Below are 21,451 nucleotides of genomic sequence, written 5' to 3' on the forward strand. Positions count from 1 at the left end.
GGCGGGAATAGCCCACGCGCCTGGCCTGGGCCGCCATCGGCGATGCAGTGAAACGTGGGCCGTCGGGCGACGGATATTGCCAACGTCAAACTCGCGAGGATCGGCAAGGCTTTCAATCATCGTCACGGCATCCGCTGCAAAAATTGACCCTGATCGTTTTGTTCGTTATTCTCAGAATACGTGAGGGTAAGTTGATGAAAAATAAACTAGCTGCATTCATCGTTTCTGCAACTGCGTGCTCAGCGATTGCGCAAACCGACAACAAGCTGACGCCATTCGGCTTTGAGATCGGCAAACCGCTGGATTTGCCGGTTTGCCAGTACACCACCGCTGACAAAATTGTGGGAATTCAACAGTACACCTGCCTCGAACCAGCGAGTCAATCTTCGCACAACCGCATCCTTGTGCATTTCGGACTCAAAGAAGTACCGCCAATCGTCAAGGGGCTCTCCATCACTGTGCAGTTGGTCGACGACAATCTCGAATCGTTGGAGTTTGCAACGCCGGGACTCGGAAGCCAGGAAAAGCTCCTTCGTATTTTTACTGAGAAATATGGCGTCGCAACGAGATTGACAAAACAGAATTTGCAGGACGCTGAAGGCGTCAAGTACGAGACATTCACTGCAATCTGGGATCTGCCAAGTCTGTATGTGGAATACAGGCCTTCAAACGGGAACGTTAAGGAGGGATTTGCGCGCATCGAAACCCAACACGCCCGACAAATTCGCATTGACGCTCAGAAATAGTTTGCTCGAAAAATCTGAGACAAGCCATCGTCCGAAATACATTCACGTAACTCGCCGCCCGCTGGGACCGGTACACCAACTGTGTGCATAACAGCGTTGATGCTCAGCCTCCAACCGCACCACAAACGCGCCTTTTAATGCTGGCGCATGTGCACGGTGCCGCCGGTAACTGAGGAAGGCTTTGACGGTAGTGGCGCCTGATCGCGGCCGTATGTACCGTGACGGATATGCCGCAATAGGGAGGTATCTTCCCACTGACTGCAGCCACCGGTTCGGACTTGACTACCGTAAGCCTGCTAGAACGAAAAACTTTGCTGAGCGAGGAACGACAATGTCTAGAGAAAATAGTTCAAAAATGTCGGATCGTCAGACCTGACCCCGGCTACGCAAAGTAGCCAAAACCGCTGGAACCCGCATGGATGCTACGTCTTACTGGCCTGCCCAACAGGAATCGAACCTGTGACCCTCAACTTAGAAGTGTTGCCGTCTTCAAGCGGGGTAGGTCCGAAGTGCAGCGCATCATGGGCGCTTGCAGGCACGCAACCGGACGCTCTGTGGACGTTCTCGTGGCGCGTGAGGCGGCCCTGGTCGGCAGGACCGCAAGAAAAGGAGAATTCTTTTTATTGCTGCATTGCAACATAAGTCACTCGTGACTTATCAGCGTCACTCGGGCGCAAAAAGCCGATGTCTTAGGATAGGCGAACCATGCGGATGGGGCGCTAATCATCGGCTTCGAGTGTTTTGGAGGCAATCCTTATAGAGCCTGCAATCGGGGTGCGGCTCAACTATCTTGGCCGTTGAAGCGATGGCTAGGCGGACTAGGGCACCCGAATTAAATAAGCGTAGATTGTCAAGAGAATAAAAGCTCGCCCTGCCTTCCGTCGTTATCATCCTCTTCATGCGAAGGTGCTACGTGGCGCTCATCGGCATCAAAATGAAACGGTGGTAAGGCGCCGCTAGTTCTCCAGGCGCTATTAATCGTTGCCCTCGCTGGCGTCAATTCAGGCAGAAGGTTTGACGTAACGTGGCGCACGATGTCGTAGCACTCGCAAACGTGTTCTAGCAGGCCCGTGCGACTGTGGATCTCTACATGGCCGCGTCGCCAGCTGATGAGGCCCAGTTGCTGCAACCACCGGGCGGCATCAGTAACTCCCTCTCGGCGTACACCGATGATAGCCCCGATCTCTTCCTGCGTGACGACCATCTCGTTCGAAGACGAGCGGTCCAGCATCTGTAGAAGGTAGCGGCACAGCCGTTGCTTAGTCGTATGATGGGTGTTGCAAGCCGCTAGCTGTGAAACCTGTATCAGGCGCGCCTGCGTGTAGCGCAACAGAAGCCGCAGCAAAGGACCCTTGCGATAAAACTCTTCCATAAGGCGCGCAGAGCTGAGCCGGTAGGCGTAGCCGGCCGACTGGACCGCAGCGCGGCCGACCGAGCGCCCGCCGCCCATAAACAGCGACACGCCGAGCATGCCCTCGTTGCCGATGCGTGAAATTTCAGAGGTACCGCCGTCTTCGAGCAAGTAATCGATTGAGATAGTTGCAGTGACGGGAAAGTACGCGTACACCATCTTTCCATCGGCCTGATAAAGCACGTCGTGGTGTGCGAGCGAAATTAGTTCCAAGAAGGGGGTCAAGCGATGAAACTCGGCGCGGGCCAGTTCTGCAAGTAGGCGATTTTTTAATGGATGAAGAGGGTTGAGCATGGGGAAGCTCCTGTTTATGACTAGCGCATACCGCAAGGGGGTCCACTATGTTCCCGAAATGCTCGTAAGTCTATGTTATTGCTCCCTTTTTTTACATCCACAATCATACGGTTCACATTGTTTCTGTGTGGAGACACACAAAGGAGATTTCATGCAAGTATGACAACCAAGGAATTGAAACGAAGCCGATGTTCAACTTCAAATTTTTCCGCGCCGCTGGCTCCGTGCTCGCCTACGTCGAGCTGATCCACACGATCGCACGCCTCAAGGTGTCAGGTTGCACGAAGGTTTTCGCCGAGTAGGTACGCACATTGCGCGGCCCCCTCGCCCACCGCTTTGGCGAGGATGCAACAGGCCGCAATTATTTATCGAATCAGGTTACACACAGGTTACATGGCGCGACAAGGATGCTAAAACGAAAAAAGACCCGCAAGCGGGAGCATGCAAGTCTTTGATTTTTATAAGGATTCTGGTAGGCCTCCCGTGAGTCGAACACGGCACCAACGGATTATGAGTCCGCTGCTCTAACCAAGCATGAGCTAGAGGCCCAGAAATCGTTGCAACGAACTTCTCGCTGCTTCGCCGGGGTGACCGCTGAGCGGTGCTGCCGGTAACGAAGTGGCGAGAGGATATTGCTTATGAGGTGGGGCGTCAAGGCTTGATCCGCCTGACGCCCCAGTTCGCTGTTAGTTCCCTGCTTCCAGGAAGCTTTTCAGCTTGTCGGAGCGCGATGGGTGGCGCAGCTTGCGCAGCGCCTTCGCTTCGATCTGGCGGATCCGTTCGCGGGTCACGTCGAACTGCTTACCCACTTCTTCGAGCGTATGGTCGGTCGACATTTCGATGCCGAAACGCATGCGCAGCACCTTCGCTTCGCGTGGCGTCAGTGAATCGAGCACATCCTTCACCACGCCGCGCATCGAGGCGTGCAGGGCCGCGTCCGATGGCGCCAGGGTGTTGTTGTCTTCGATGAAATCGCCCAGGTGGGAGTCGTCATCGTCGCCAATCGGCGTTTCCATCGAGATCGGCTCTTTGGCGATCTTCATGATTTTCCGGATTTTGTCTTCCGGCATTTCCATCTTGATTGCCAGCGTGGCCGGATCCGGCTCCGCGCCCGTTTCTTGCAAGATTTGACGCGAGATGCGGTTCATCTTGTTGATCGTTTCGATCATGTGCACGGGAATGCGGATCGTGCGCGCCTGGTCGGCGATCGAACGGGTAATGGCCTGGCGGATCCACCACGTAGCGTAGGTCGAAAATTTATAACCACGGCGGTATTCGAATTTATCCACCGCCTTCATCAGGCCAATATTGCCTTCCTGGATCAGGTCGAGGAATTGCAGACCGCGGTTGGTGTATTTTTTCGCGATCGAGATGACCAGGCGCAAGTTGGCCTCGGTCATTTCGCGCTTGGCTTTGCGGGCCTTCATTTCTCCAGCCGCCATCTGGCGGTTGATGTTGCGCAGGTCCGGCAGCGGCAGCACGACGCGCGCCTGCAGGTCGATCAGGCGTTGCTGCAACTCTTTGACGGTCGGAATGTTGCGGCCCAGGATGGCGCTGTAAGCGTGGGCAGCCTTGACTTCGCCGTCGACCCAGTCGAGGTTGGTTTCATTGCCCGGGAACACCTTGATGAAGTGGGCGCGCGGCATGCCGCAGCGGTTCACGGCCACATCGAGAATCTGCTTTTCGATGTGGCGCACTTCGTCGACCTGGCCGCGCAAGGTGTCGCATAGCTTTTCGACCACCTTGGCCGTAAAACGGATCGCCAGCAGTTCGTTGGAAATAGTTTCCTGGGCCTTGGTGTAGGCTTTCGAGCTGTAGCCGTCTTTTTCGTAGGCCTTGCGCATCTTGTCGAACTGCACCGAGATATTGTCGAACTTGGCCATCGCGGCCACTTTCAAGGCTTCCAGTTGCTCAGCCGAATAACCTGCGGCGCCGCCGGCAGCGGCCCCGTCTTCTTCCTCTTCGCCCTCTTCCTCGTCACCCTCTTCCTCATCCTCGTCGTCGTCGCTGGCCACCGGTGGTGGCGGCGCGACTGGCGCGTCGTCGGACTCGACCATGCCGTCGACGATTTCGTCGATCTTGGTTTCGTCTTTCTTGATGCGCTCGGCGGCGGAAATGATTTCGGCGATGGTGACCGGGCACGCCGAGATGGCCTGGATCATGTCCTTCAGGCCGTCTTCGATACGCTTGGCGATTTCAATTTCGCCTTCGCGGGTGAGCAGTTCCACCGAGCCCATTTCGCGCATGTACATGCGGACCGGGTCGGTGGTGCGGCCGAAGTCGGAATCGACCGTCGACAGCGCAGCCTCGGCCGCAGCCTCGGCTTCGTCGTCGCTGGTGACGGTGGCGACATTGTCGGACAGCAGCAGCGTTTCGGCATCGGGTGCGTGTTCGTAGACCGCGATCCCCATGTCGTTGAAGGTGCCGATGATGCCTTCGATGGCTTCCGGATCGACGATGTTTTCCGGCAAGTGGTCGTTGATCTCGGCGTACGTGAGGAAGCCGCGATCTTTACCGTTCTTGATCAGGGTTTTCAGCTTGGTGCGGCGGCGCTCGAGCTCTTCTTCGCTGGCATCGGTGTCCGACGAGAACGCGTCTTTCAGCAGCGCCTTTTCTTTGGCTTTGCGGTCCTTGGCCTTGGCCTTGTCGACCGCCTTCAGCTCGGCGCGCTCGACCGCATTCAGGGCGGCGACTTCGTCGTTTTCAGGCGTGAATTCTTTGGGCTTGCGGCCGCGCCGTCCCGGAACCTTGACCGACGGCAGCACGTAGCCGGACGTGTCGATGGCGGCCAGGGTGGCGGCATCGGTGGTCTGGCTGACGGCAGGTGCGTTGGTCGCAGGGTTGCCACTACGGACGTCGGCTTTGTCTTGGGCATTGTCCGCCTCGGCAGGCAATGCGCGGGCTGGCTTAACAGCCGTATCGGGTTCGGAATGTTTGATTGGCACAGGCGCTTTCGATGTCACGACGACAAGCTCTACGATGGTTAAAGATAAAGTGTTTTGATACCTTACATCACCTTGCAGGCACGAATCCGTAGCCTCGCCAACAGAAAACGACATGGCGATGGCGGCGCAATAAGCGTTACCATCTATGCAATTGTTAGCGTTTTATTATAGCACGCAGCCTACTATTTTCCAGTCGCAAAGACCGGGTGACCAAGGCCGCAACAGGCGGGCAACGATCACGTCAGCGTGGCACCAAATCTGCCATTTGCTCGCGCTCCAGCAGGTCTTGCCGGGCAGTGATTTCGCGGTAGCGCAGCGGAAACGAATCTGAGGTCGTCCCTGCTGAAATCAACTGCTGGAGTTCCTGTTTAAGTGCTTCAACCTTGATCTGCCTCACGGCACTGATCATCAATGGGCGCTCTGTGTCGATGTCAGTTTCCGGCTCGGCAGCGATCTCAGATATCAATTGATCGTAATCAGCACCTATTTCTTTGAGCTGCTGCGACATCGCGGCAAAACCGCCGAATTCGCCCAGTTCCTTGCCGAGCGCCACCAGGTCGCACAGGCGCTCGCAGGCTTCTTCGCCAAAGAACGCAAAGGCCTGCAAATCTTCTTCGTTCAGTTCCAGCGTCAATGGCGGATGCGCCACCAGCAGGCGCGCCAGCTTCAGTTCCAGCGCCACCGGCTGCGGCCGCCCTTGGCGCGGCGGCGCCCGGCGCGCCACCGACACAGGCTTCGACAACTCGAACAACGTTTCAATCTCGGACGGGGTTGACTGCGTCAGGCTGGCCAGGCCGCGCACGATCTGCAAACGCAGTGACGACGGCGCCATCGACTGCAGCAGCGGCTTGGCGTCGAACTGGGTGCGCGCACGCCCTTCCGGCGTTTCCAGGTCGTGTTCAACATTGACTTCGCGCAGCAGGAATTGCGACAGCGGCATGGCGTCGTCGATTTCGGTGGCGAAGGCATCGGCGCCCCGTTCACGGACGAAACTGTCGGGGTCGTGCTCTTGCGGCAGGAACAGGAATTTGATGGTCTTGTCGTCGGTCACCTGCGGCAGACACGCTTCCAGCGCGCGCCGGGCAGCCTTGCGACCGGCTTTATCGCCGTCGAAACTGAAGATCACAGTGTCGGTTTGGCGCAACAGTTTTTGCACGTGGGTGCTGGTGCATGCGGTGCCGAGCGTGGCGACGGCTTGCGGGAAGCCGAGCTGGGCCAGCGCGACCACGTCCATATAACCCTCCGTCACCAGCACATAGCCGGCGTCGCGGATGGCCTGGCGCGCTTCGAACAAACCGTACAGCTCCAGGCCCTTCTGGAACAGCGGCGTCTCGGGCGAGTTCAGGTATTTCGGTTCGCCGCTGTCCAGGACGCGCCCGCCAAAACCGATGACCTGGCCTTTGACGTTGCGGATCGGGAACATGATGCGTTCACGGAAACGGTCGTAGCGTTTTTTGTTGCCGCCGTCTTCGTCGACCTTGTCGATGACCAGGCCCGATTCGACCAGCGCCAGCGCCTCGTAGTCGGGAAACACCTTGCGCAGATTGTCCCAGCCGCTGGGCGCATAGCCCATGCCGAAGCGCGCCGCCACTTCGCCAGTCAGGCCGCGGTTCTTTAAATAGGCGATCGCCTCTGTGGCGCCGCGCAATTGACCGCGATAAAAGTCGCAGGCGGTGCTCAGGGCGTCGGACAGCGCCAGCGTCTGCGCTTGCTGCGCGGCACGCTGGGCCGGCGGAATCTTGTCGTCGGCGTCCGGCACCACCATGCCCACGTTCTGGGCCAAGTCCTTGACGGCATCGACAAAACCCATGCCCGAGTATTCGATCAGGAAACCGATCGATGTACCGTGGGCGCCGCAACCGAAGCAGTGATAAAACTGCTTGGTGGGGCTGACCGTGAAGCTGGGGGACTTTTCGTTGTGAAAAGGACACAGCCCCATGAAGTTGGCGCCGCCCTTTTTCAGCTGGACGTACTTGCCCACCACGTCGACGATGTCGACACGATTGAGCAAATCGGTAATGAATGATTGCGGGATCACAGGGCGTCAGGAATGTTTGGCTAAAATCAGACTATACCGCAGCGCCCGCCACAGATTGATCTATGACAAGGCGGCGGGATTGCCGGGGTTATAAACCCTCAGGCCGGCGTCAACGCCTTCTTGACCAGCGCGGATACAACGGTCATATCGGCACGGCCAGCCAGTTTCGGCTTGACGATGGCCATGACCTTGCCCATGTCTTGCGGACCGGCAGCGCCGGACGCGGCCACCGCTGCGGCGACTTCGGCAGCCACTTCTTCGTCCGACAGGCCGGCTGGCATGTAGTCGGTCAGCACCACCAGTTCGGCTTTTTCGATATCGGCCAGGTCCTGGCGGTTGCCTGCTTCAAACTGGCTGATGGAATCCTTGCGCTGTTTGATCATTTTTTCGACGATGGCGAGCACTTGCGTATCGTTCAGTTCGATCTGCTCGTCGACTTCCTTGCGCTTGATATCGGCCAGGATCAGGCGGATCGTGCCCAGCTTGCCCGCTTCCTTGGCACGCATGGCGGCTTTCATGTCGTTGGTGATTTGTTCTTTCAGGCTCATGGCATCCTCGATTTTTATTAGTCGTTAAACGGCAAAACCCGCTGCGGCAACAACCGGAGCGGGTCTGCAAAACACAGGCAGGTCACCGGCGCCGCATAAAAAGCGAACCGGAGCAAGCGACTGTATTATTTAGAACAATTTCTTTGGCAGTTGCTGGCTGCGGATGCGCTTGTAGTGGCGCTTGACAGCAGCGGCGAGCTTGCGCTTGCGCTCAGCCGTTGGCTTTTCGTAGAACTCGCGTGCGCGCAGTTCGGTCAGCAGACCAGTTTTTTCGATGGTGCGTTTGAAGCGACGCATTGCGACTTCGAACGGCTCGTTTTCTTTAAGGCGAATAGTGGTCATGTAAAAAAATTAAACCGTTAGATTTGGGGAAGAAGGAGAGTGTAGCAGGGTTTCGGCGGGGATGGAAGGGATTGATGGTGATCTTGGGTTTTGGGTGGAATTTGTCGCTGCGGCGTGCCGCTCGATGTGGGCTGTTGGCGCGCCGGTGAAACGGGTCCGCGACCTTGTCAATCCGCCCCCACACAAAAAAAACATTTTGAGCATGATCATATGATCGCAGGCATCGCGCTACTATTCAAAATGGGTATTTCGAAGGCGCCACCTCGTCGCGCCGGCCTGCGCCGGCGTTCCAATACGCACAATGAAGGAAACTGCAATGTCCAAGTTAGCCCCTGCTTTTTGCCTGTCGCTGATCCTTGCCAGCGGCGCCCTGCCGCAAGCCGGCACGGCCGCTGAAGGCGGCGCCACGCGCGTCGATGCCGAAGCCATGGTCAAGAAAGGCGTGGCCTACATCAAGAGCGCTGGCGATGCCAAGGCCTATGCCGAGATCACCGCCAAGACGCCGCAATTCATCCTGCATGACCTGTATCTGGTGGTCTACAAGCTCGACGGCACCGTAGCCGCCCATGGCGCCAACGCCAAGATGGTGGGCAAGAATTTAATTGATCTGAAGGATATCGATGGCAAGGCCTTCGTCAAGGAGCGGGTTGACCTGGCCAAGAGCAAAGGTAGCTTCTGGCAGGAATACAAGTTCACGAATCCCGAAAGCAAGAAGATCGAACCGAAGGTGATGTACTGCGAAAAACTGAACGAGACCGTCGTCTGCGGCGGCATCTACCTGTAACTGGCCACGGCGCCGTCCTTGCCGGTATCACGCACAACGCGTTCAGGAATATGGGTCTCCTGTGAAAATTGCACACAAGATGTTTATCGTTCCCGTGGTGGCGCTGGCTTGCCTGCTCGCCATGGGCGCGATGTCGTATTTGGCCATGCAGCAGAACGAGCGCCGCATGCACGAATTGAACGATGTCACCCTGACGGCGGAACGGCTGGCCAACCGGCAAGCCATCGCCCTGGGTCAGGTGCATGCCGGGGTGTATGCCAAGATCGCCATCGCCGCCAGTCTTTCCGAAGCCCAATTCAAGCAGTTCGGCACGCAAACCGATAGCCAGCTGAACACTATTACCAAAAGTTTGACCGAGCTGAAAAGCTATGCCGGCGCCGCGACCGAAGCGGCCCAAGCGCTGCCTGCGGTCGAACGTTATCGGGCCAGCGTCGCGCAGGCGTTGGATCTGGCGTCGATGGACCCCAACACGGGCGTGGCGGCCATGCAGAGCGCGACCACGCACTATCAGCTGGTGCGCAAGCAGCTCGATCAGGTGTTGCTCAACCTTGATCAGCGCACGGGCGATGCGCTGCAAGAGACCAAGAACGCGGGCCAGCGCGCCGCCTTGATGTCGCTGGGCACGATGGCCATCGGCTTTGCCGTGCTGGCGGCGATCGCCACCTGGGTGGCGCGCGCCGTGGTGCGGCCCATCGACGACGCCTGCCGCGCGGCCGAGTCGCTGGCCGCAGGCGACCTGACCATGCGCCTGCATGCCGTGAGCGACGACGAAGTGGGCAAGCTGTCGCGCGCGCTGGTGACCGTCGTGCAGAACTGGAATACCCTGCTGAGCGACATCAAGCAGGCCGGCTCCACCATCACGGTGGAGGCGAGCGAGATCGCGCTGGGCAATGCCGACCTGTCAGCACGCACGGAATCGCAAGCCCAATCGCTGCAGGAAACGGCAGCATCGATGCATCAGTTGACCGATACCGTGCGGGAAAATGCCAGCCATGCGCACCAGGCCAACCAGATGGTGCTGTCAACCTCGGGCGTGGCGCTGGAAGGCGGCCGCGTGGTCGGCCAGGTGGTCGAGACGATGGGCTCGATCAAGGCCAGCTCAGGGCGCATCGTGGACATTATCGCCGTCATCGACGACATCGCGTTCCAGACCAACATCCTGGCCTTGAACGCGGCCGTGGAAGCGGCGCGCGCCGGCGAGCAGGGGCGCGGCTTCGCCGTTGTCGCCACCGAAGTGCGCGGCCTGGCCCAGCGCTCGGCCACGGCGGCGCGAGAAATCAAGCAGCTGATCGAGGATTCCGTGGCCAGGATAGAAACCGGCAGCCAGTTGGCCGACAGCGCCGGGCGCACCATGGGCGATATCGTCGCCTCGGTCAGGCAGGTGACGGAGATCATGAACGACATCACCGCAGCCAGTCAGCGCCAGAGCAAGGGCATCGAAGAAGTCAACAGTGCCATCACTGAAATGGATGAGCTGACGCAGCGCAATGCCGCCCTTGTCGAGGAATCGGCCGCCGCCGCGCAAAGCATGCACGACCAGGCCCACGAACTGCTCAGGGTGGTGGGCGCCTTCCGCCTGCGTGACGGGGCGCCGCAGTTGCTGCAGAAGTGAGCGACGGCGGCCCGCGCAAAATCGGGCGCCAGTCAAATCAGGCGACGCTCGACCCCGCCGCAAACCCCGACGCCCACGCCCACTGGAAGTTATAGCCACCGAGCCAGCCGGTCACATCGATCGCTTCGCCGATGAAATACAGCCCCGGCACCTTGGTCACCATCATGCTTTGCTGCGACAGCTCGCGCGTATCGACGCCGCCCAGCGTGACCTCGGCCTTGCGGTAGCCTTCCGAGCCGGTCGGCACGATCGCCCAGCGGTTGATGGCATCGCCCAGCGCGCGCAGCTTGGCGTCGGGCAAGTCGGCGATGCGCGCATCCGGCGCCAGGCCCTGCGCCTGCAACAGGCGCTCCACCAGGCGCGCCGGCAGCCACTGGCCAACGACATTGCCCAGCTGTTTCTTTTGCGTGCCCTTGGTCGAAATGAGTTCGTCCGCGACATCGAGCTCCGGCAACAAGTTCACCACGATCGGCGTGCCGGGCTGCCAGTAGCTGGAAATTTGCAGGATGGCCGGGCCGGACAGGCCGCGGTGCGTGAACAACAAATCTTCGCGGAATTTGCCTTTCACGGCGCCCTTGCCTTTGCCCGTGCCGGTTTCCACTTCCACTTCCAGTGCAATGCCCGCCAGCGGCGCGAACGCCTCCCAGCTCGGGCCGTCGAAGGTCAGTGGCACCAAGCCAGGCCGGGTTTCGACGATCTTCAAGCCGAACTGTTCCGCGATGCGATAGCCGAAATCGGTGGCGCCGATTTTCGGGATCGACAGGCCGCCAGTGGCGATCACTACACTGGTCGCTTCGATGTCGCCGGTGTCGGTGGAGATCAGGAAATTGTCGTCGAATTGCTCCAGCGCTTCGATCTTGCACGGCATGCGCCAGGTCACGTCGCCGTCGGCGCATTCGGCTTTCAGCATGGCGATGATCTGCTCGGCCGAGTCCTTGCAAAACAATTGACCGCGATGCTTTTCCTGGTGGCTGATGCGGTGTTTTTTGACCAGCGCGAGGAAGTCCTGCGGTGTGTAACGCGACAGCGCACTTTTGCAAAAGTGCGGATTCTGCGACAGGAAGTTGGCCGGCGTCGTGTTGATGTTCGTGAAATTGCAGCGGCCGCCGCCGGAAATGCGGATTTTTTCGGCCAGCTTCTCGGCGTGATCGATCAGCACCACCCGTTTGCCGCGCGCTGCGGCCACGGCCGCGCACATCATGCCGGCGGCGCCGGCCCCGATCACTGCTACATCATATTGTTTTGCCATGGGGCCACTCGACTTTCGCGCGCACAAAAGGAGCGATTGTACCGGACGCCTTAACGCGCCCCTAACGCTTTCGATACCCGCACGCAATGCGCCACCTGCGCCGCAATCGGCGCCGGCACCGGCACCTCGCCGTCAAGTGCGCGCGCGATCCACTCGGCGGTGGCGGCCGCATCGCGCGCTTCCGGGGCCGGCGCGACATGGTCGGTGGGCGCGTCGCGCTCGGCGATCAGTAAGCGCTCGCTACCGTGGAACCAGTCGATGGCCTGAGCGCGGTTGGCATTGGCCACCGTCTCGCCCTCGGTGCCGCGCATCAGGAAGGCATCGCCGCGCCCCTTTGGCGCTGCCGTGACGAAATAGGCGGCCAGCGTTTCCAGATACTCGGGGTGGGTGTACGAGACCAGCCGCAGCGCCGGTCCGGCGAAGGGCTGCAGGATCTTGGCCAGCGTGTGCGCCGAGTTGCGCACGCCCAGGATGCGGCGCAGCGCGAGCTGGTGCGCCAGTTGCGGCGCCAGGTCTTCGATCGGCATGAACGCCGGCTGTTTCCACGAAAACACTTCGGCCGCTTCCATGGCGGAGCGCGACGGCGACAGGCCCATGGCCGCGAAAATTTCGGCGCTGGTAACGCGGCCCGGATCGGTCGACACGCCATGCACCAGCACAGGCACGCCTTCGCGCGCGAGCAGCAGCGCCAGCAGCGGCGTCAAATTCGCCATCTTGCGCGCACCGTTATAGCTGGGAATGAGGACCGGCGCAAATTCTCCCGGCGGCATGGCCAGCGGGGGGAACGAGGCCTCCGCCGCCGCCAGGAAACCGGCGATTTCGTCGACCGACTCGCCCTTGATGCGCATGGCCAGCAGCAGGCCGCCCATCTCCAGGTCGGACACGCGCCCGGCCAGCATGGCCGTGTACAGGGTGTTGGCGTCCACGCGCGACATGCTGCGCGCGCCTTTGACGCCACGGCCGACCTCCTTGATGAAGGGGGCGGCCAGGAAGGGTTCGAGCGGGAGTGAGGTGTCGATCTGCATGGCCGTAGCTTATCATTCCACGGTCATTTTAACGGCGCCGGCAGCATGCGCTGCTGTTTAGTAATACACTGACCCTCCCCCGGAAAGAATTTTGCAGAACCATGATCATTACTAAAGACATCGAAAACAGCAACGTCAGCTCGTTCGCGCTGATGCCCACCCCTGCCGAATTGCACCAGCGCCTGCCGCTGACCGATCTGGCATTCGACACCGTCATGCGCGGGCGCGAAGCGCTGCGCAACATCATCGACCGCAAGGACAAGCGCCTGTTCGTAGTGGTGGGACCGTGCTCGATCCACGATCCGGAAGCGGGCCTGGACTACGCGCGCCGCCTGAAAGCGCTGCAGGAAGAACTCGCCGACACCATGCTGCTGGTCATGCGCGTGTATTTCGAAAAGCCGCGCACCACCACCGGCTGGAAGGGCTATATCAACGATCCCGACATGGACGATTCCTTCCGCGTCGACGCCGGCATGGAAAAAGCGCGCCAGTTCCTGCTCGATGTCTGCGAACTCGGTTTGCCGACCGCCACCGAAGCGCTCGATCCGATCTCGCCGCAATACCTGGGCGATTTGATCGCCTGGACCGCAATCGGCGCGCGCACCACCGAATCGCAGACGCACCGCGAAATGTCATCGGGTTTGTCGACGCCGGTCGGTTTTAAAAATGGCACCGATGGCGATATCAGCATTGCGATCAATGCCGTGCTGTCGTCTTCGCATCCGCATTCCTTCCTGGGCATTAACGACCGCGGCACGGTATCGATCGTGCGCACCAGCGGCAATGCCTATGGCCACGTGGTGTTGCGCGGCGGCGGGGACCGGCCGAATTACGACTCGGTGTCGGTGGCCATTGCCGCGCAGGCGCTGAAGAAAGCCGGACTGCCGGCCAATCTGGTGGTCGATTGCTCGCATGCGAACAGCTATAAAAAGCCGGAATTGCAGCCGCTGGTAATGTCGGATGTGATCCAGCAGATCCGCCACGGCAACGATTCCATTGTCGGCGTGATGATCGAATCGAATATCGTCAGCGGGAATCAGCCGATTCCGAAGGATTTGACGCAGCTGAAATATGGCTGTTCGGTGACGGATGGGTGTATCGGATGGGAAGAGACGGTGGCGATGCTGCGCAGTGCGCACAAGGAGTTGTTGCAGCGGCCTTGAATGCCTTCTGGTGTCGATTTAGATGGTATGGGTCCCCGCCTGCGCGGGGATGACGTTTTTAAGATCGTTGGCCTGAATGCCGTCATTCCCGCGCAGGCGGGAACCCATAACCCTCCCCCGAAGTAGGCGTTCTCCGCGTCGTACAATACCCGCCTCAACTTCAAAGCAAACAAAATCATGATCGTTCTCGGCGTCGAATCCTCCTGCGATGAAACCGGCCTCGCCCTGTATGACACCGAGCGCGGCCTGTTGTCGCACGCGCTGCATTCCCAGGTGGCCATGCACGAAGAGTACGGCGGCGTCGTCCCCGAACTCGCCTCGCGCGACCATGTACGGCGCGCCATTCCCTTATTAAAAGAAACGTTGGCCCGCGCCGATCTGCCGATGTCGGCGATCGACGCCATCGCCTACACGCAAGGCCCGGGCCTGGCCGGCGCACTGCTGGTTGGCTCCTCGATTGCGAATGCCCTGGCGCTGGCGCTCGATAAACCCGTGCTGGGCGTGCACCATCTGGAAGGCCATTTGCTCTCGCCGCTGCTGGCGACCGAGCGCCCGGCCTTTCCCTTCATCGCCCTGCTCGTCTCCGGCGGCCACACGCAATTGATGCGCGTCGACGGCGTCGGCAAATACACGCTGCTGGGCGAAACGCTCGATGATGCCGCCGGCGAAGCGTTCGACAAATCGGCCAAATTGCTGGGCCTCGGTTATCCGGGCGGTCCGGCCATCTCAACCCTGGCCGAATCGGGCGACCCGACCGTCTACAAATTGCCGCGCCCGATGCTGCATTCAAAAGACTTCAATTTCAGTTTTTCGGGCCTGAAAACGGCGGTGCTGACGGTCGTGAAAAACCATGAAGAAAAAGTGGTGGCGAATATCTGCGCGCAGGACAAGGCGAATATCGCGCGCGGCTTTGTCGATGCGATCGTCGACGTACTGACCGCCAAATGCGTCAGTGCGCTGCGCCATACCGGCCTGCACCGGCTGGTGATCGCCGGCGGGGTCGGCGCCAATACGCAGTTGCGCGCCTCGCTCAATGCCGCTGCCGCCAAAAAGAACTTCAAGGTGTATTACCCGGAGCTGGAATTTTGCACCGATAACGGCGCCATGATCGCGTTTGCCGGCGCCCTGCGTTTGCAGCAAAATCCGGGCGCCGCCAAGCGCGAATATGGCTTCAATGTCAGGCCACGCTGGCCGTTGGACCAGATCGATACACCTGCAACGTGACTACGGTGTGACCACCGACTGTTAATTAATGGCACACTCCCTGCGTTGTGTATCACGGAGGTGCTTCATGCGTGTAGTGAGTTGGAACATCCATTGGGGCTGTGGCAAGGACGGACGCATCCGCATCCACGCCATTATCGACGTCTTGCGCAAGTTGAATGCCGACGTCATCTGCCTGCAGGAAGTGGCAGCGAATCACCCCGAACTCGAAGGCGGCGCCAGTGCCAACCAGTTCAAGCAGTTGTCCGGCGCACTCGGAACCTATCAGGCGATCGAACACGCACCCAGCGAGATCTATCGTCATAACACGCCGCGCCTGTTCGGCAATTTGCTGTTGTCGAAATACCGCATCACGCAGGTGCAGCGTCACATGCTGCCGTGGCCGGCCGATCCGGTCAGCCCGGCCGGCATGCCGCGCGGCGCCATCGAAGCCGTGCTGGACGCACCTGGCGGCAGGGTGCGCATGCTGACCACGCACCTGGAATATTATTCAGCCGTCCAACGCGCCGCCCAGGTGCAGCAGCTACGCCGCCTGCATGGCGAAGCGTGCGCACGCGCCAGCGCACCAGGCATGGACGGGCAGCTCGACGCGCCCTTCCAGCTCGGCCCCCGCCCTGCTTCCGCGATCTTCTGTGGCGATTTTAATTTTGCACCGGGCTCAAGCGATTACGATGCCATGCTGGCGCCGCCTGGCGACACGCCGACACTGCCGCTGGTCGATGCCTGGCAAGCCGCGCGCGACGGCCAGACGCGCGCGCCCACCGTCGGCCTGCACGGCTACAAGTGGCCGGACCAGGCGGCTTGCCTGGATTATTTCTTCGTGACGGAGGACCTCGCGCCGCGCGTGCGGGCCGTGGAAGTGCAGTCCGAGACGGCTGCCTCGGACCACCAGCCAATTGTGCTGGACCTGGATTAGGCTTCGGCTTCGGCTTCGGCTGCGATCTGGCGCAGCGCCTTCTCGAACACGTCGGGAGTCTGGCCACCGGAAATCAGGTGGCGCTCGTTGATGATGATGGCGGGCACCGAACTGATGCCGGCGCGGCGATAGAATTCTTCCTTTTCACGCACTTCACCAGCAAACTCGTTCGAGGCCAGTACATCGGCCGCTCTGGCCGGATCGAGACCGACTTCGGTGGCCACGCGCAGCAACACCTCGTGCGACGCGGGGCTTTCACCCTTCGTGAAATAAGCGGTGAACAGCGCGTGTTTCAGTTCGCTTTGCAGGCCTTCTTCGTCGGCCCAGTGCAGCAGGCGGTGTGCGTCGAAGGTATTCCAGATGCGGTCGCGTGCGCCCATTTCAAAACGGAAGCCGACCGACTCGCCGCGCTGGCGCAGCATTTCCTGCGACTGCTTGCGCTGCTCCGGCGTGGAGCCGTATTTTTTCGTGATGTGTTCGCCGATGTCCTCGCCTTCGGGGGCCATTTGCGGGTTCAGTTCAAACGGCTGGAAGTGGATGGTGGCGCTGACGGCATCGCTGGCGTTGGCAAGCGCCTGCTCGAGGGACTTCAGGCCGACGATGCACCACGGGCAGGAAACGTCGGAGACGAAGTCGATTTTGATGGGTTTGGTCATGATGGTCGCCTTATAAAACATGCAGGTGGGGCTGCGCGGGCGAACATCAAGGTGGCTTAGTTCTTTTTGACAGCCCCGGCCGATGCCTTGCTGCCGATCTTGGACTCTTTACCTGCCAGCAAATTGGAAATATTGCTCGCGTGCCGGTACAGCAGCAGCGCGCTCATCACCACGATGGCGGCCAGGATCGTATCGGCCCCCAGCGCGATGCCGTAGTACACCGGCGCGAGTACAGCGGCGACCAGGGCGGCCAGCGACGAGTAGCGCGAAACGTAGGCCACCAGCAGCCACGTCACCAGCACCGCCAGTCCGAGCAGAGGATGAATGCCGAGCAGCACGCCCAGCGCGGTGGCCACGCCCTTGCCGCCAATGAAACGGAAGAACACCGGCCATAGGTGACCGAGGAAGACGGCGATCGCCACCAGCGCAATCCCGGTCTCGTCGACGCCGTAGCGGTCGGCCAGGCGCAGCGCCAGCCAGACCGCGAACCAGCCCTTGGCGCCATCGCCGATCAAGGTTGCGATGGCGGCTTTCTTGTTGCCGCTGCGCAGGACGTTGGTGGCGCCCGGGTTTTTCGAGCCATAGGTGCGCGGATCGGAAATGCCGAAGGCGCGGCTCATGACCACGGCAAAGGAAATCGAGCCGATCAGGTAGGCGACGACGGTAAAAATCAGGGTGTTCATGCAGGCTCTCTTCTTGTTGGGCAACCATCCGGGTGCGTGAATATACACCAGCCGGTGCAGCCGGCGATAGTCAGTCTTCCAGCGCGCACTGAACCGGTTTGGCTTGCACCAGCCCGGCGGCCACGCGCGGGTCGAGCGCCACCAGGTAGCCGCGCCGGCCGCCATTGATATAGATCGTTTCCAGCTCGAGGATGCTGGCCTCGATGTACACCGGCAGCGCCTTGCGCGTGCCGAACGGCGAGGTGCCGCCGACCTGGTAGCCGGAGTGGCGCTGCGCCACCTCCGGCTTGCACGGTTCGACCGACTTGCAGCCGATCGCGCGCGCGAGATTCTTGGTCGATACCTTGCGGTCACCATGCATCAGCACGATCAGCGGCCTGGCTGCCTCGTCCTGCATGACCAGCGTCTTGATGACGATGTGCTCATCCACGCCGAGGGCACGCGCCGAGGCCGAGGTGCCGCCCTTTTCTTCATAGGAATAAGGATGATCGGCAAACACCGCCTGGTGCTTGCGCAGGAACTGGGTGGCCGGCGTTTCGGACACGTGCTCTTTCTTTGCCATGCGTGGTACGCTTCAAACTAAACGGAGGAGTTTCTGATTATGCAGCAAGAGCTTCGCTTTGCCACCTTTAATGCGTTCAACCTGGCCCCGCCCGGTGTGAAGCTTTACGACAACCTGGTGCCCTCCACGCCCGAACAATACGAAGCAAAACTCGACTGGACGGCGCGCCAGATCGACCTGATCGACGCGGACGTCATCGGCTTCCAGGAAATTTTTTCGCAAGCCGCCCTGCGCGCGGCGCTGGCACGCACCACGAAATATTGTCACGCCGCCCACATCGGCTTCGACCCGGACCCGGACGCGCCGCGCCTGACCCCCAGCGTGGCCCTGGTGACGCGCTTTCCGCAGGCCCAGGCGGCGTCCCAGCTGGTCGATTTTCCGTCAGGTATCGACATGCCGCCCGGCAGCCGCGACGCCGAACGTTTTACGCGCGCGCCCCTGCACGTGGCGCTGCAGGTGACGCCCGACCTGGTCATCGACGTGGTGGTGGTGCACCTCAAATCGCGCCGGCCCGATTACCGCAACGGCGACTCGGGCGACGACCCGCAACTGTATGCACTGGCCTGCCTGCGCTCACTGGTGCGGCGCGGTACCGAGGCGGCGGCCCTGCGCGTGCTGCTGGCCGACATGGCGCGCAGCCAGAAGCGCCCGCGCATCGTCATGGGCGACTTCAACGATGTGTCGGACGCCGTCACCACCGGCATCGTGATGGGCGTCGGCGCGCCGCTTGGCGAGCGCCTGTTCGATGCCTGCCAGCTGCAGCGCCGCTTCGACTGCCAGCGCGATGTGGCCTTCTCCTGCGTCCACGACGGCCGCTACAGCACCATCGACCACGTACTGGTGTCCGAAGATTTCCACCGCGATTTACCGAATGCCATCGGCGAAGTGGTCGACGTCATCAGCCTGAACGACCACTTGCTGCTGGGCTTGCCGGAGGCGTCCGACCATGGCCAGGTAATTGCGCGCCTGCGCCTGTTCGACGAGAGTCACGGCTTCATCGAAGCCGGACTGTAAAGTTCGGCACCAGCGCTGGCGGGGCGGCAATATATCCCTGGTATTCATCGCAGCCGTGTTCCACCAGGAAGCGCAGCTGCTCATCGGTTTCCACGCCCTCGGCCAGCACTTTCAATTTTAAACTGCGCGCCACCGCGATGATGGCCGGAATCATGCCGGCTTCGTTGGGGTCGCTGACGATGTCGTCGACGAAGCTGCGGTCGATTTTTAATTTGGACAAGGGAAAGCGCCGCAACCAGGACAGGCTCGAGTAGCCGGTGCCGAAGTCGTCCACGGTCAGGTGCACGCCCCGCTCGGTGAGCGCGGTCATGGTGGCGCCGGTGGCGGCATCGCCGCGCATGATGACCGCCTCCGTCACTTCCAGCTCCAGGGCGTCTGCCGGCAGCCCGGTACTGAGCAAGGCATGGTCGACCGTGTCGATGAAGAGATGGTCGATGAACTGGCTGGCCGACAGGTTGACCGCCACCGTCATGCCAAGGCCGCCGTCGCGCCACACTTTGGCCTGACGGCACGCTTCGTGCAGCACCCAGTTGCCGATGGGAACGGCCAGACCACAGTCTTCGGCCACGGCCAGAAAATCGCCAGGCAGCAGCAAGCCGCGCTGTGGATGGCGCCAGCGGATCAGCGCTTCCGCCGCCACCACGTGCCCGCTGGCCATGTCAATCTCGGGCTGGTATTCCAGGACGAACTCGCCATTGATGAGTGCGGCGCGCAACTGGTTTTCGAGCTGCACGCGCGCTTGCACGTGGGCATTCATGTCGGCGCTGAAGAACTGAAATGCGCTGCGGCCATTTTGCTTGGCATGGTACATCGCCGCATCCGCATGGCGCAGCAGGGTGTCCTCGTCTTCGCCGTCGTTGGGACAAATGGCAATGCCGATCGATACCGTGAGGCGCAGTTCCTGGCCGCTGGCGTGCATGGGCTGGGCCAGCGCGCCCATGATGGTGGTGGCCACGTGGGCGGCCTGGTCGGCGCCGCCGCTGTCGGCCAGCAGCACCACGAATTCGTCGCCACCCAGGCGGCAGACGGTATCGACACCGCGCACGCATTGCGTGAGGCGCAAGGCGACCTGCTGCAGCACGGCGTCACCGGCGTGGTGGCCGTGGTTGTCGTTGATGCCCTTGAAGTTGTCCAGGTCGAGGAACATCAGCGCGAAGCGGTTGTGCTGGCGTTTCACCTTGGCCAGCGCTTGCTGCAGGCGGTCGAGGAACAGCACGCGGTTTGGCAAACCGGTGAGTGCGTCGTGTTCGGCCTGGTGGCGGGCGCGCTGTTCGACCGCCTTGCGTTCGCTGATATCGGTGAGCACGGCGACATAACTGTTGACGATGCCAGCCGGTTCGCGGATGGCGGTCAAGGCCAGCCATACCGGGCTGGACTGGCCGTCGCCGCGCACCACTGCCAGTTCGCCTTCCCAGTGGCCCTGGCTGGCGGCGCTATGCCAGACCCTGCGCAGTTGCGCTGCTTCGGCGCCGGCTGCGGTTTTTGCGTCGGTACGCGTTTCCGCGCGCTCGTCGATGATGCCAAACAGCCCTGGGGCCGGCTTGCCCACGACAGCATCCTTCTGCAACCCACTCAGCTCGGTGAACGCGCGATTCAGCGCCAGCACGTGCTGGTCGGCGTCGAGCACCAGCATGGCATTGTGGGCGTTGTTGAAAACGCGGCCGGCGTGCTGCAGCGAGTCTTCCAGCATGTGGCGGTCGCTGATGTCGAACTCCATGCAGAACACTTGCTGGGTGACGCCGTCGTGCACCACCGGAAAATGGCTGGAATACATCCAGCGCCGGCCGCCGTCGCGCAGGCGCACTTCCCAGTCGCGTGGCGCGGGCGCGACGCCGGTGCGCCAGATTTGTTCGATCATGCTGTCGAAGTCGCCGTTGCCGACGTGCTCGACCAGCTTGTCCAGCGGCTGGCCGAGCGCCTCGGGGGTAGGCACGCCGAACACAGCGGCACAGGTGCTGTTCCAGAAGCGCACGCGGCCTTCGCGGTCCTGACAGTGCACGGCCACCGAGGGGGTCAGTTCAATCGCGGCAACGAAGCTGTACAGCGCGTCCAGTGCCTGGAAGCCGGTCGCGGAAGCGGCGCCGTCGCCGACGGTGGCACCGGGAAAGACGAGCGATTCCTTGTACACAGAAAAACCCCTTTCACAACGTGCTGCGTGGCGGGCGAGCAGGCCCGGTAAGCCCCATCTTGTGCCGCCAACGCGATCACTACTTGCGCACTCGCAAACGAGATATTGGAC

At 61.0% G+C, this 21,451-nt stretch carries 18 protein-coding genes and 1 tRNA gene; 7 read left to right on the top strand and 12 right to left on the bottom strand.

All coding sequences use genetic code 11. From position 1 onward, the window contains the following. Positions 1–194 precede the first annotated feature (194 nt). Complete coding sequence (locus V6M87_RS08830; RefSeq protein WP_332876245.1) at positions 195–746, top strand: hypothetical protein; 552 nt, start codon at positions 195–197, stop codon at positions 744–746. A gap of 850 nt (positions 747–1,596) precedes the next feature. On the opposite strand, the gene V6M87_RS08835 is transcribed toward V6M87_RS08830, so the two are convergent. The 6 genes from V6M87_RS08835 to rpsU all read right to left on the bottom strand — a co-directional run bounded on the left by V6M87_RS08835 (position 1,597) and on the right by rpsU (position 8,324). Next, positions 1,597–2,451, bottom strand: coding sequence for a Crp/Fnr family transcriptional regulator (locus V6M87_RS08835; protein ID WP_332876246.1), 855 nt, complete (start codon positions 2,449–2,451; stop codon positions 1,597–1,599). Between the two features lie 470 nt (positions 2,452–2,921). After that, positions 2,922–3,000: transfer RNA gene (locus V6M87_RS08840), tRNA-Ile, on the bottom strand. 137 nt (positions 3,001–3,137) lie between these two features. Next, positions 3,138–5,345, bottom strand: coding sequence for an RNA polymerase sigma factor RpoD (gene rpoD / locus V6M87_RS08845; RefSeq protein ID WP_442920566.1), 2,208 nt, complete (start codon positions 5,343–5,345; stop codon positions 3,138–3,140). Positions 5,346–5,637: 292 nt separating this feature from the next. After that, on the bottom strand, positions 5,638–7,434 hold the full coding sequence (gene dnaG / locus V6M87_RS08850; RefSeq protein ID WP_332876248.1) for a DNA primase: 1,797 nt from the start codon (positions 7,432–7,434) through the stop codon (positions 5,638–5,640). A gap of 98 nt (positions 7,435–7,532) precedes the next feature. Further along, complete coding sequence (locus V6M87_RS08855; protein WP_332876249.1) at positions 7,533–7,982, bottom strand: GatB/YqeY domain-containing protein; 450 nt, start codon at positions 7,980–7,982, stop codon at positions 7,533–7,535. Positions 7,983–8,111: 129 nt separating this feature from the next. Beyond that, positions 8,112–8,324: a 30S ribosomal protein S21 gene (gene rpsU / locus V6M87_RS08860; protein WP_008451879.1), complete on the bottom strand. Its 213-nt coding sequence runs from the start codon at positions 8,322–8,324 to the stop codon at positions 8,112–8,114. A 316-nt stretch (positions 8,325–8,640) separates the two neighbouring features. Between rpsU and V6M87_RS08865 the strand changes: the two genes are divergently transcribed. Both V6M87_RS08865 and V6M87_RS08870 read left to right on the top strand, forming a co-directional pair. Then, positions 8,641–9,108 carry a cache domain-containing protein gene (locus V6M87_RS08865; protein ID WP_332876251.1) on the top strand — a complete coding sequence of 156 codons (468 nt, stop codon included), beginning with the start codon at positions 8,641–8,643 and terminating at the stop codon, positions 9,106–9,108. A gap of 79 nt (positions 9,109–9,187) precedes the next feature. Beyond that, positions 9,188–10,720 carry a methyl-accepting chemotaxis protein gene (locus V6M87_RS08870; protein ID WP_332876252.1) on the top strand — a complete coding sequence of 511 codons (1,533 nt, stop codon included), beginning with the start codon at positions 9,188–9,190 and terminating at the stop codon, positions 10,718–10,720. A gap of 37 nt (positions 10,721–10,757) precedes the next feature. Here V6M87_RS08870 and V6M87_RS08875 read toward each other — a convergent pair whose 3' ends face one another. After that, positions 10,758–11,969, bottom strand: a complete 1,212-nt coding sequence (locus V6M87_RS08875) for an NAD(P)/FAD-dependent oxidoreductase (protein ID WP_332876253.1) — start codon at positions 11,967–11,969, stop codon at positions 10,758–10,760. A gap of 50 nt (positions 11,970–12,019) precedes the next feature. Further along, entirely contained in the window at positions 12,020–12,994 is a 975-nt protein-coding gene (ybiB, locus tag V6M87_RS08880) for a DNA-binding protein YbiB (protein WP_332876254.1), read from the bottom strand. Positions 12,995–13,098: 104 nt separating this feature from the next. On the opposite strand from ybiB, the gene V6M87_RS08885 reads away from it, so the two are divergent. The 3 genes from V6M87_RS08885 (at position 13,099) to V6M87_RS08895 (ending at position 16,297) form a co-directional block, all read left to right on the top strand. Beyond that, the gene (locus V6M87_RS08885) at positions 13,099–14,157 is read left to right on the top strand and encodes a 3-deoxy-7-phosphoheptulonate synthase (protein WP_332876317.1); all 1,059 of its coding nucleotides are present in this window, start codon (positions 13,099–13,101) and stop codon (positions 14,155–14,157) included. A 177-nt stretch (positions 14,158–14,334) separates the two neighbouring features. After that, positions 14,335–15,381: a tRNA (adenosine(37)-N6)-threonylcarbamoyltransferase complex transferase subunit TsaD gene (gene tsaD, locus V6M87_RS08890; protein ID WP_332876255.1), complete on the top strand. Its 1,047-nt coding sequence runs from the start codon at positions 14,335–14,337 to the stop codon at positions 15,379–15,381. Positions 15,382–15,448: 67 nt separating this feature from the next. Then, positions 15,449–16,297 carry an endonuclease/exonuclease/phosphatase family protein gene (locus V6M87_RS08895; protein WP_332876256.1) on the top strand — a complete coding sequence of 283 codons (849 nt, stop codon included), beginning with the start codon at positions 15,449–15,451 and terminating at the stop codon, positions 16,295–16,297. Here V6M87_RS08895 and V6M87_RS08900 read toward each other — a convergent pair. From V6M87_RS08900 to ybaK, 3 genes are all read right to left on the bottom strand, one after another. Then, the gene (locus V6M87_RS08900) at positions 16,294–16,953 is read right to left on the bottom strand and encodes a DsbA family oxidoreductase (RefSeq protein WP_332876257.1); all 660 of its coding nucleotides are present in this window, start codon (positions 16,951–16,953) and stop codon (positions 16,294–16,296) included. The two genes, V6M87_RS08895 and V6M87_RS08900, sit on opposite strands and share 4 nt — an antisense overlap. Positions 16,954–17,009: 56 nt before the next feature. Beyond that, on the bottom strand, positions 17,010–17,636 hold the full coding sequence (plsY, locus tag V6M87_RS08905; protein WP_332876258.1) for a glycerol-3-phosphate 1-O-acyltransferase PlsY: 627 nt from the start codon (positions 17,634–17,636) through the stop codon (positions 17,010–17,012). Between the two features lie 70 nt (positions 17,637–17,706). Continuing rightward, on the bottom strand, positions 17,707–18,198 hold the full coding sequence (ybaK, locus tag V6M87_RS08910; RefSeq protein ID WP_332876259.1) for a Cys-tRNA(Pro) deacylase: 492 nt from the start codon (positions 18,196–18,198) through the stop codon (positions 17,707–17,709). A 39-nt stretch (positions 18,199–18,237) separates the two neighbouring features. Here ybaK and V6M87_RS08915 point away from each other — a divergent pair, with 39 nt between their 5' ends. Then, positions 18,238–19,212, top strand: coding sequence for an endonuclease/exonuclease/phosphatase family protein (locus V6M87_RS08915; RefSeq protein WP_332876260.1), 975 nt, complete (start codon positions 18,238–18,240; stop codon positions 19,210–19,212). Here the strand turns inward: V6M87_RS08915 and V6M87_RS08920 are convergent. Continuing rightward, positions 19,193–21,340 (bottom strand): putative bifunctional diguanylate cyclase/phosphodiesterase, encoded by a 2,148-nt coding sequence (locus tag V6M87_RS08920; RefSeq protein WP_332876261.1) that lies wholly within the window; start codon positions 21,338–21,340, stop codon positions 19,193–19,195. The genes V6M87_RS08915 and V6M87_RS08920 overlap by 20 nt on opposite strands. Positions 21,341–21,451 lie beyond the last annotated feature (111 nt).

This window comes from Massilia sp. S19_KUP03_FR1 (assembly GCF_036688685.1).
Taxonomy (GTDB): Bacteria; Pseudomonadota; Gammaproteobacteria; order Burkholderiales; family Burkholderiaceae_D; genus JALYUM01.

Bases quoted from the DNA above. Each gene is read 5' to 3' on its own strand.
- V6M87_RS08895 (WP_332876256.1), top strand. From the start codon at position 15,449: ATGCGTGTAGTGAGTTGGAACATCCATTGGGGCTGTGGCAAGGACGGA.
- V6M87_RS08855 (WP_332876249.1), bottom strand. From the start codon at position 7,982: ATGAGCCTGAAAGAACAAATCACCAACGACATGAAAGCCGCCATGCGT.
- ybaK (WP_332876259.1), bottom strand. From the start codon at position 18,198: ATGGCAAAGAAAGAGCACGTGTCCGAAACGCCGGCCACCCAGTTCCTG.
- V6M87_RS08870 (WP_332876252.1), top strand. From the start codon at position 9,188: ATGTTTATCGTTCCCGTGGTGGCGCTGGCTTGCCTGCTCGCCATGGGC.
- V6M87_RS08915 (WP_332876260.1), top strand. From the start codon at position 18,238: ATGCAGCAAGAGCTTCGCTTTGCCACCTTTAATGCGTTCAACCTGGCC.
- plsY (WP_332876258.1), bottom strand. From the start codon at position 17,636: ATGAACACCCTGATTTTTACCGTCGTCGCCTACCTGATCGGCTCGATT.
- tsaD (WP_332876255.1), top strand. From the start codon at position 14,335: ATGATCGTTCTCGGCGTCGAATCCTCCTGCGATGAAACCGGCCTCGCC.
- V6M87_RS08865 (WP_332876251.1), top strand. From the start codon at position 8,641: ATGTCCAAGTTAGCCCCTGCTTTTTGCCTGTCGCTGATCCTTGCCAGC.
- V6M87_RS08875 (WP_332876253.1), bottom strand. From the start codon at position 11,969: ATGGCAAAACAATATGATGTAGCAGTGATCGGGGCCGGCGCCGCCGGC.
- V6M87_RS08835 (WP_332876246.1), bottom strand. From the start codon at position 2,451: ATGCTCAACCCTCTTCATCCATTAAAAAATCGCCTACTTGCAGAACTG.
- ybiB (WP_332876254.1), bottom strand. From the start codon at position 12,994: ATGCAGATCGACACCTCACTCCCGCTCGAACCCTTCCTGGCCGCCCCC.
- V6M87_RS08900 (WP_332876257.1), bottom strand. From the start codon at position 16,953: ATGACCAAACCCATCAAAATCGACTTCGTCTCCGACGTTTCCTGCCCG.
- V6M87_RS08830 (WP_332876245.1), top strand. From the start codon at position 195: ATGAAAAATAAACTAGCTGCATTCATCGTTTCTGCAACTGCGTGCTCA.
- rpsU (WP_008451879.1), bottom strand. From the start codon at position 8,324: ATGACCACTATTCGCCTTAAAGAAAACGAGCCGTTCGAAGTCGCAATG.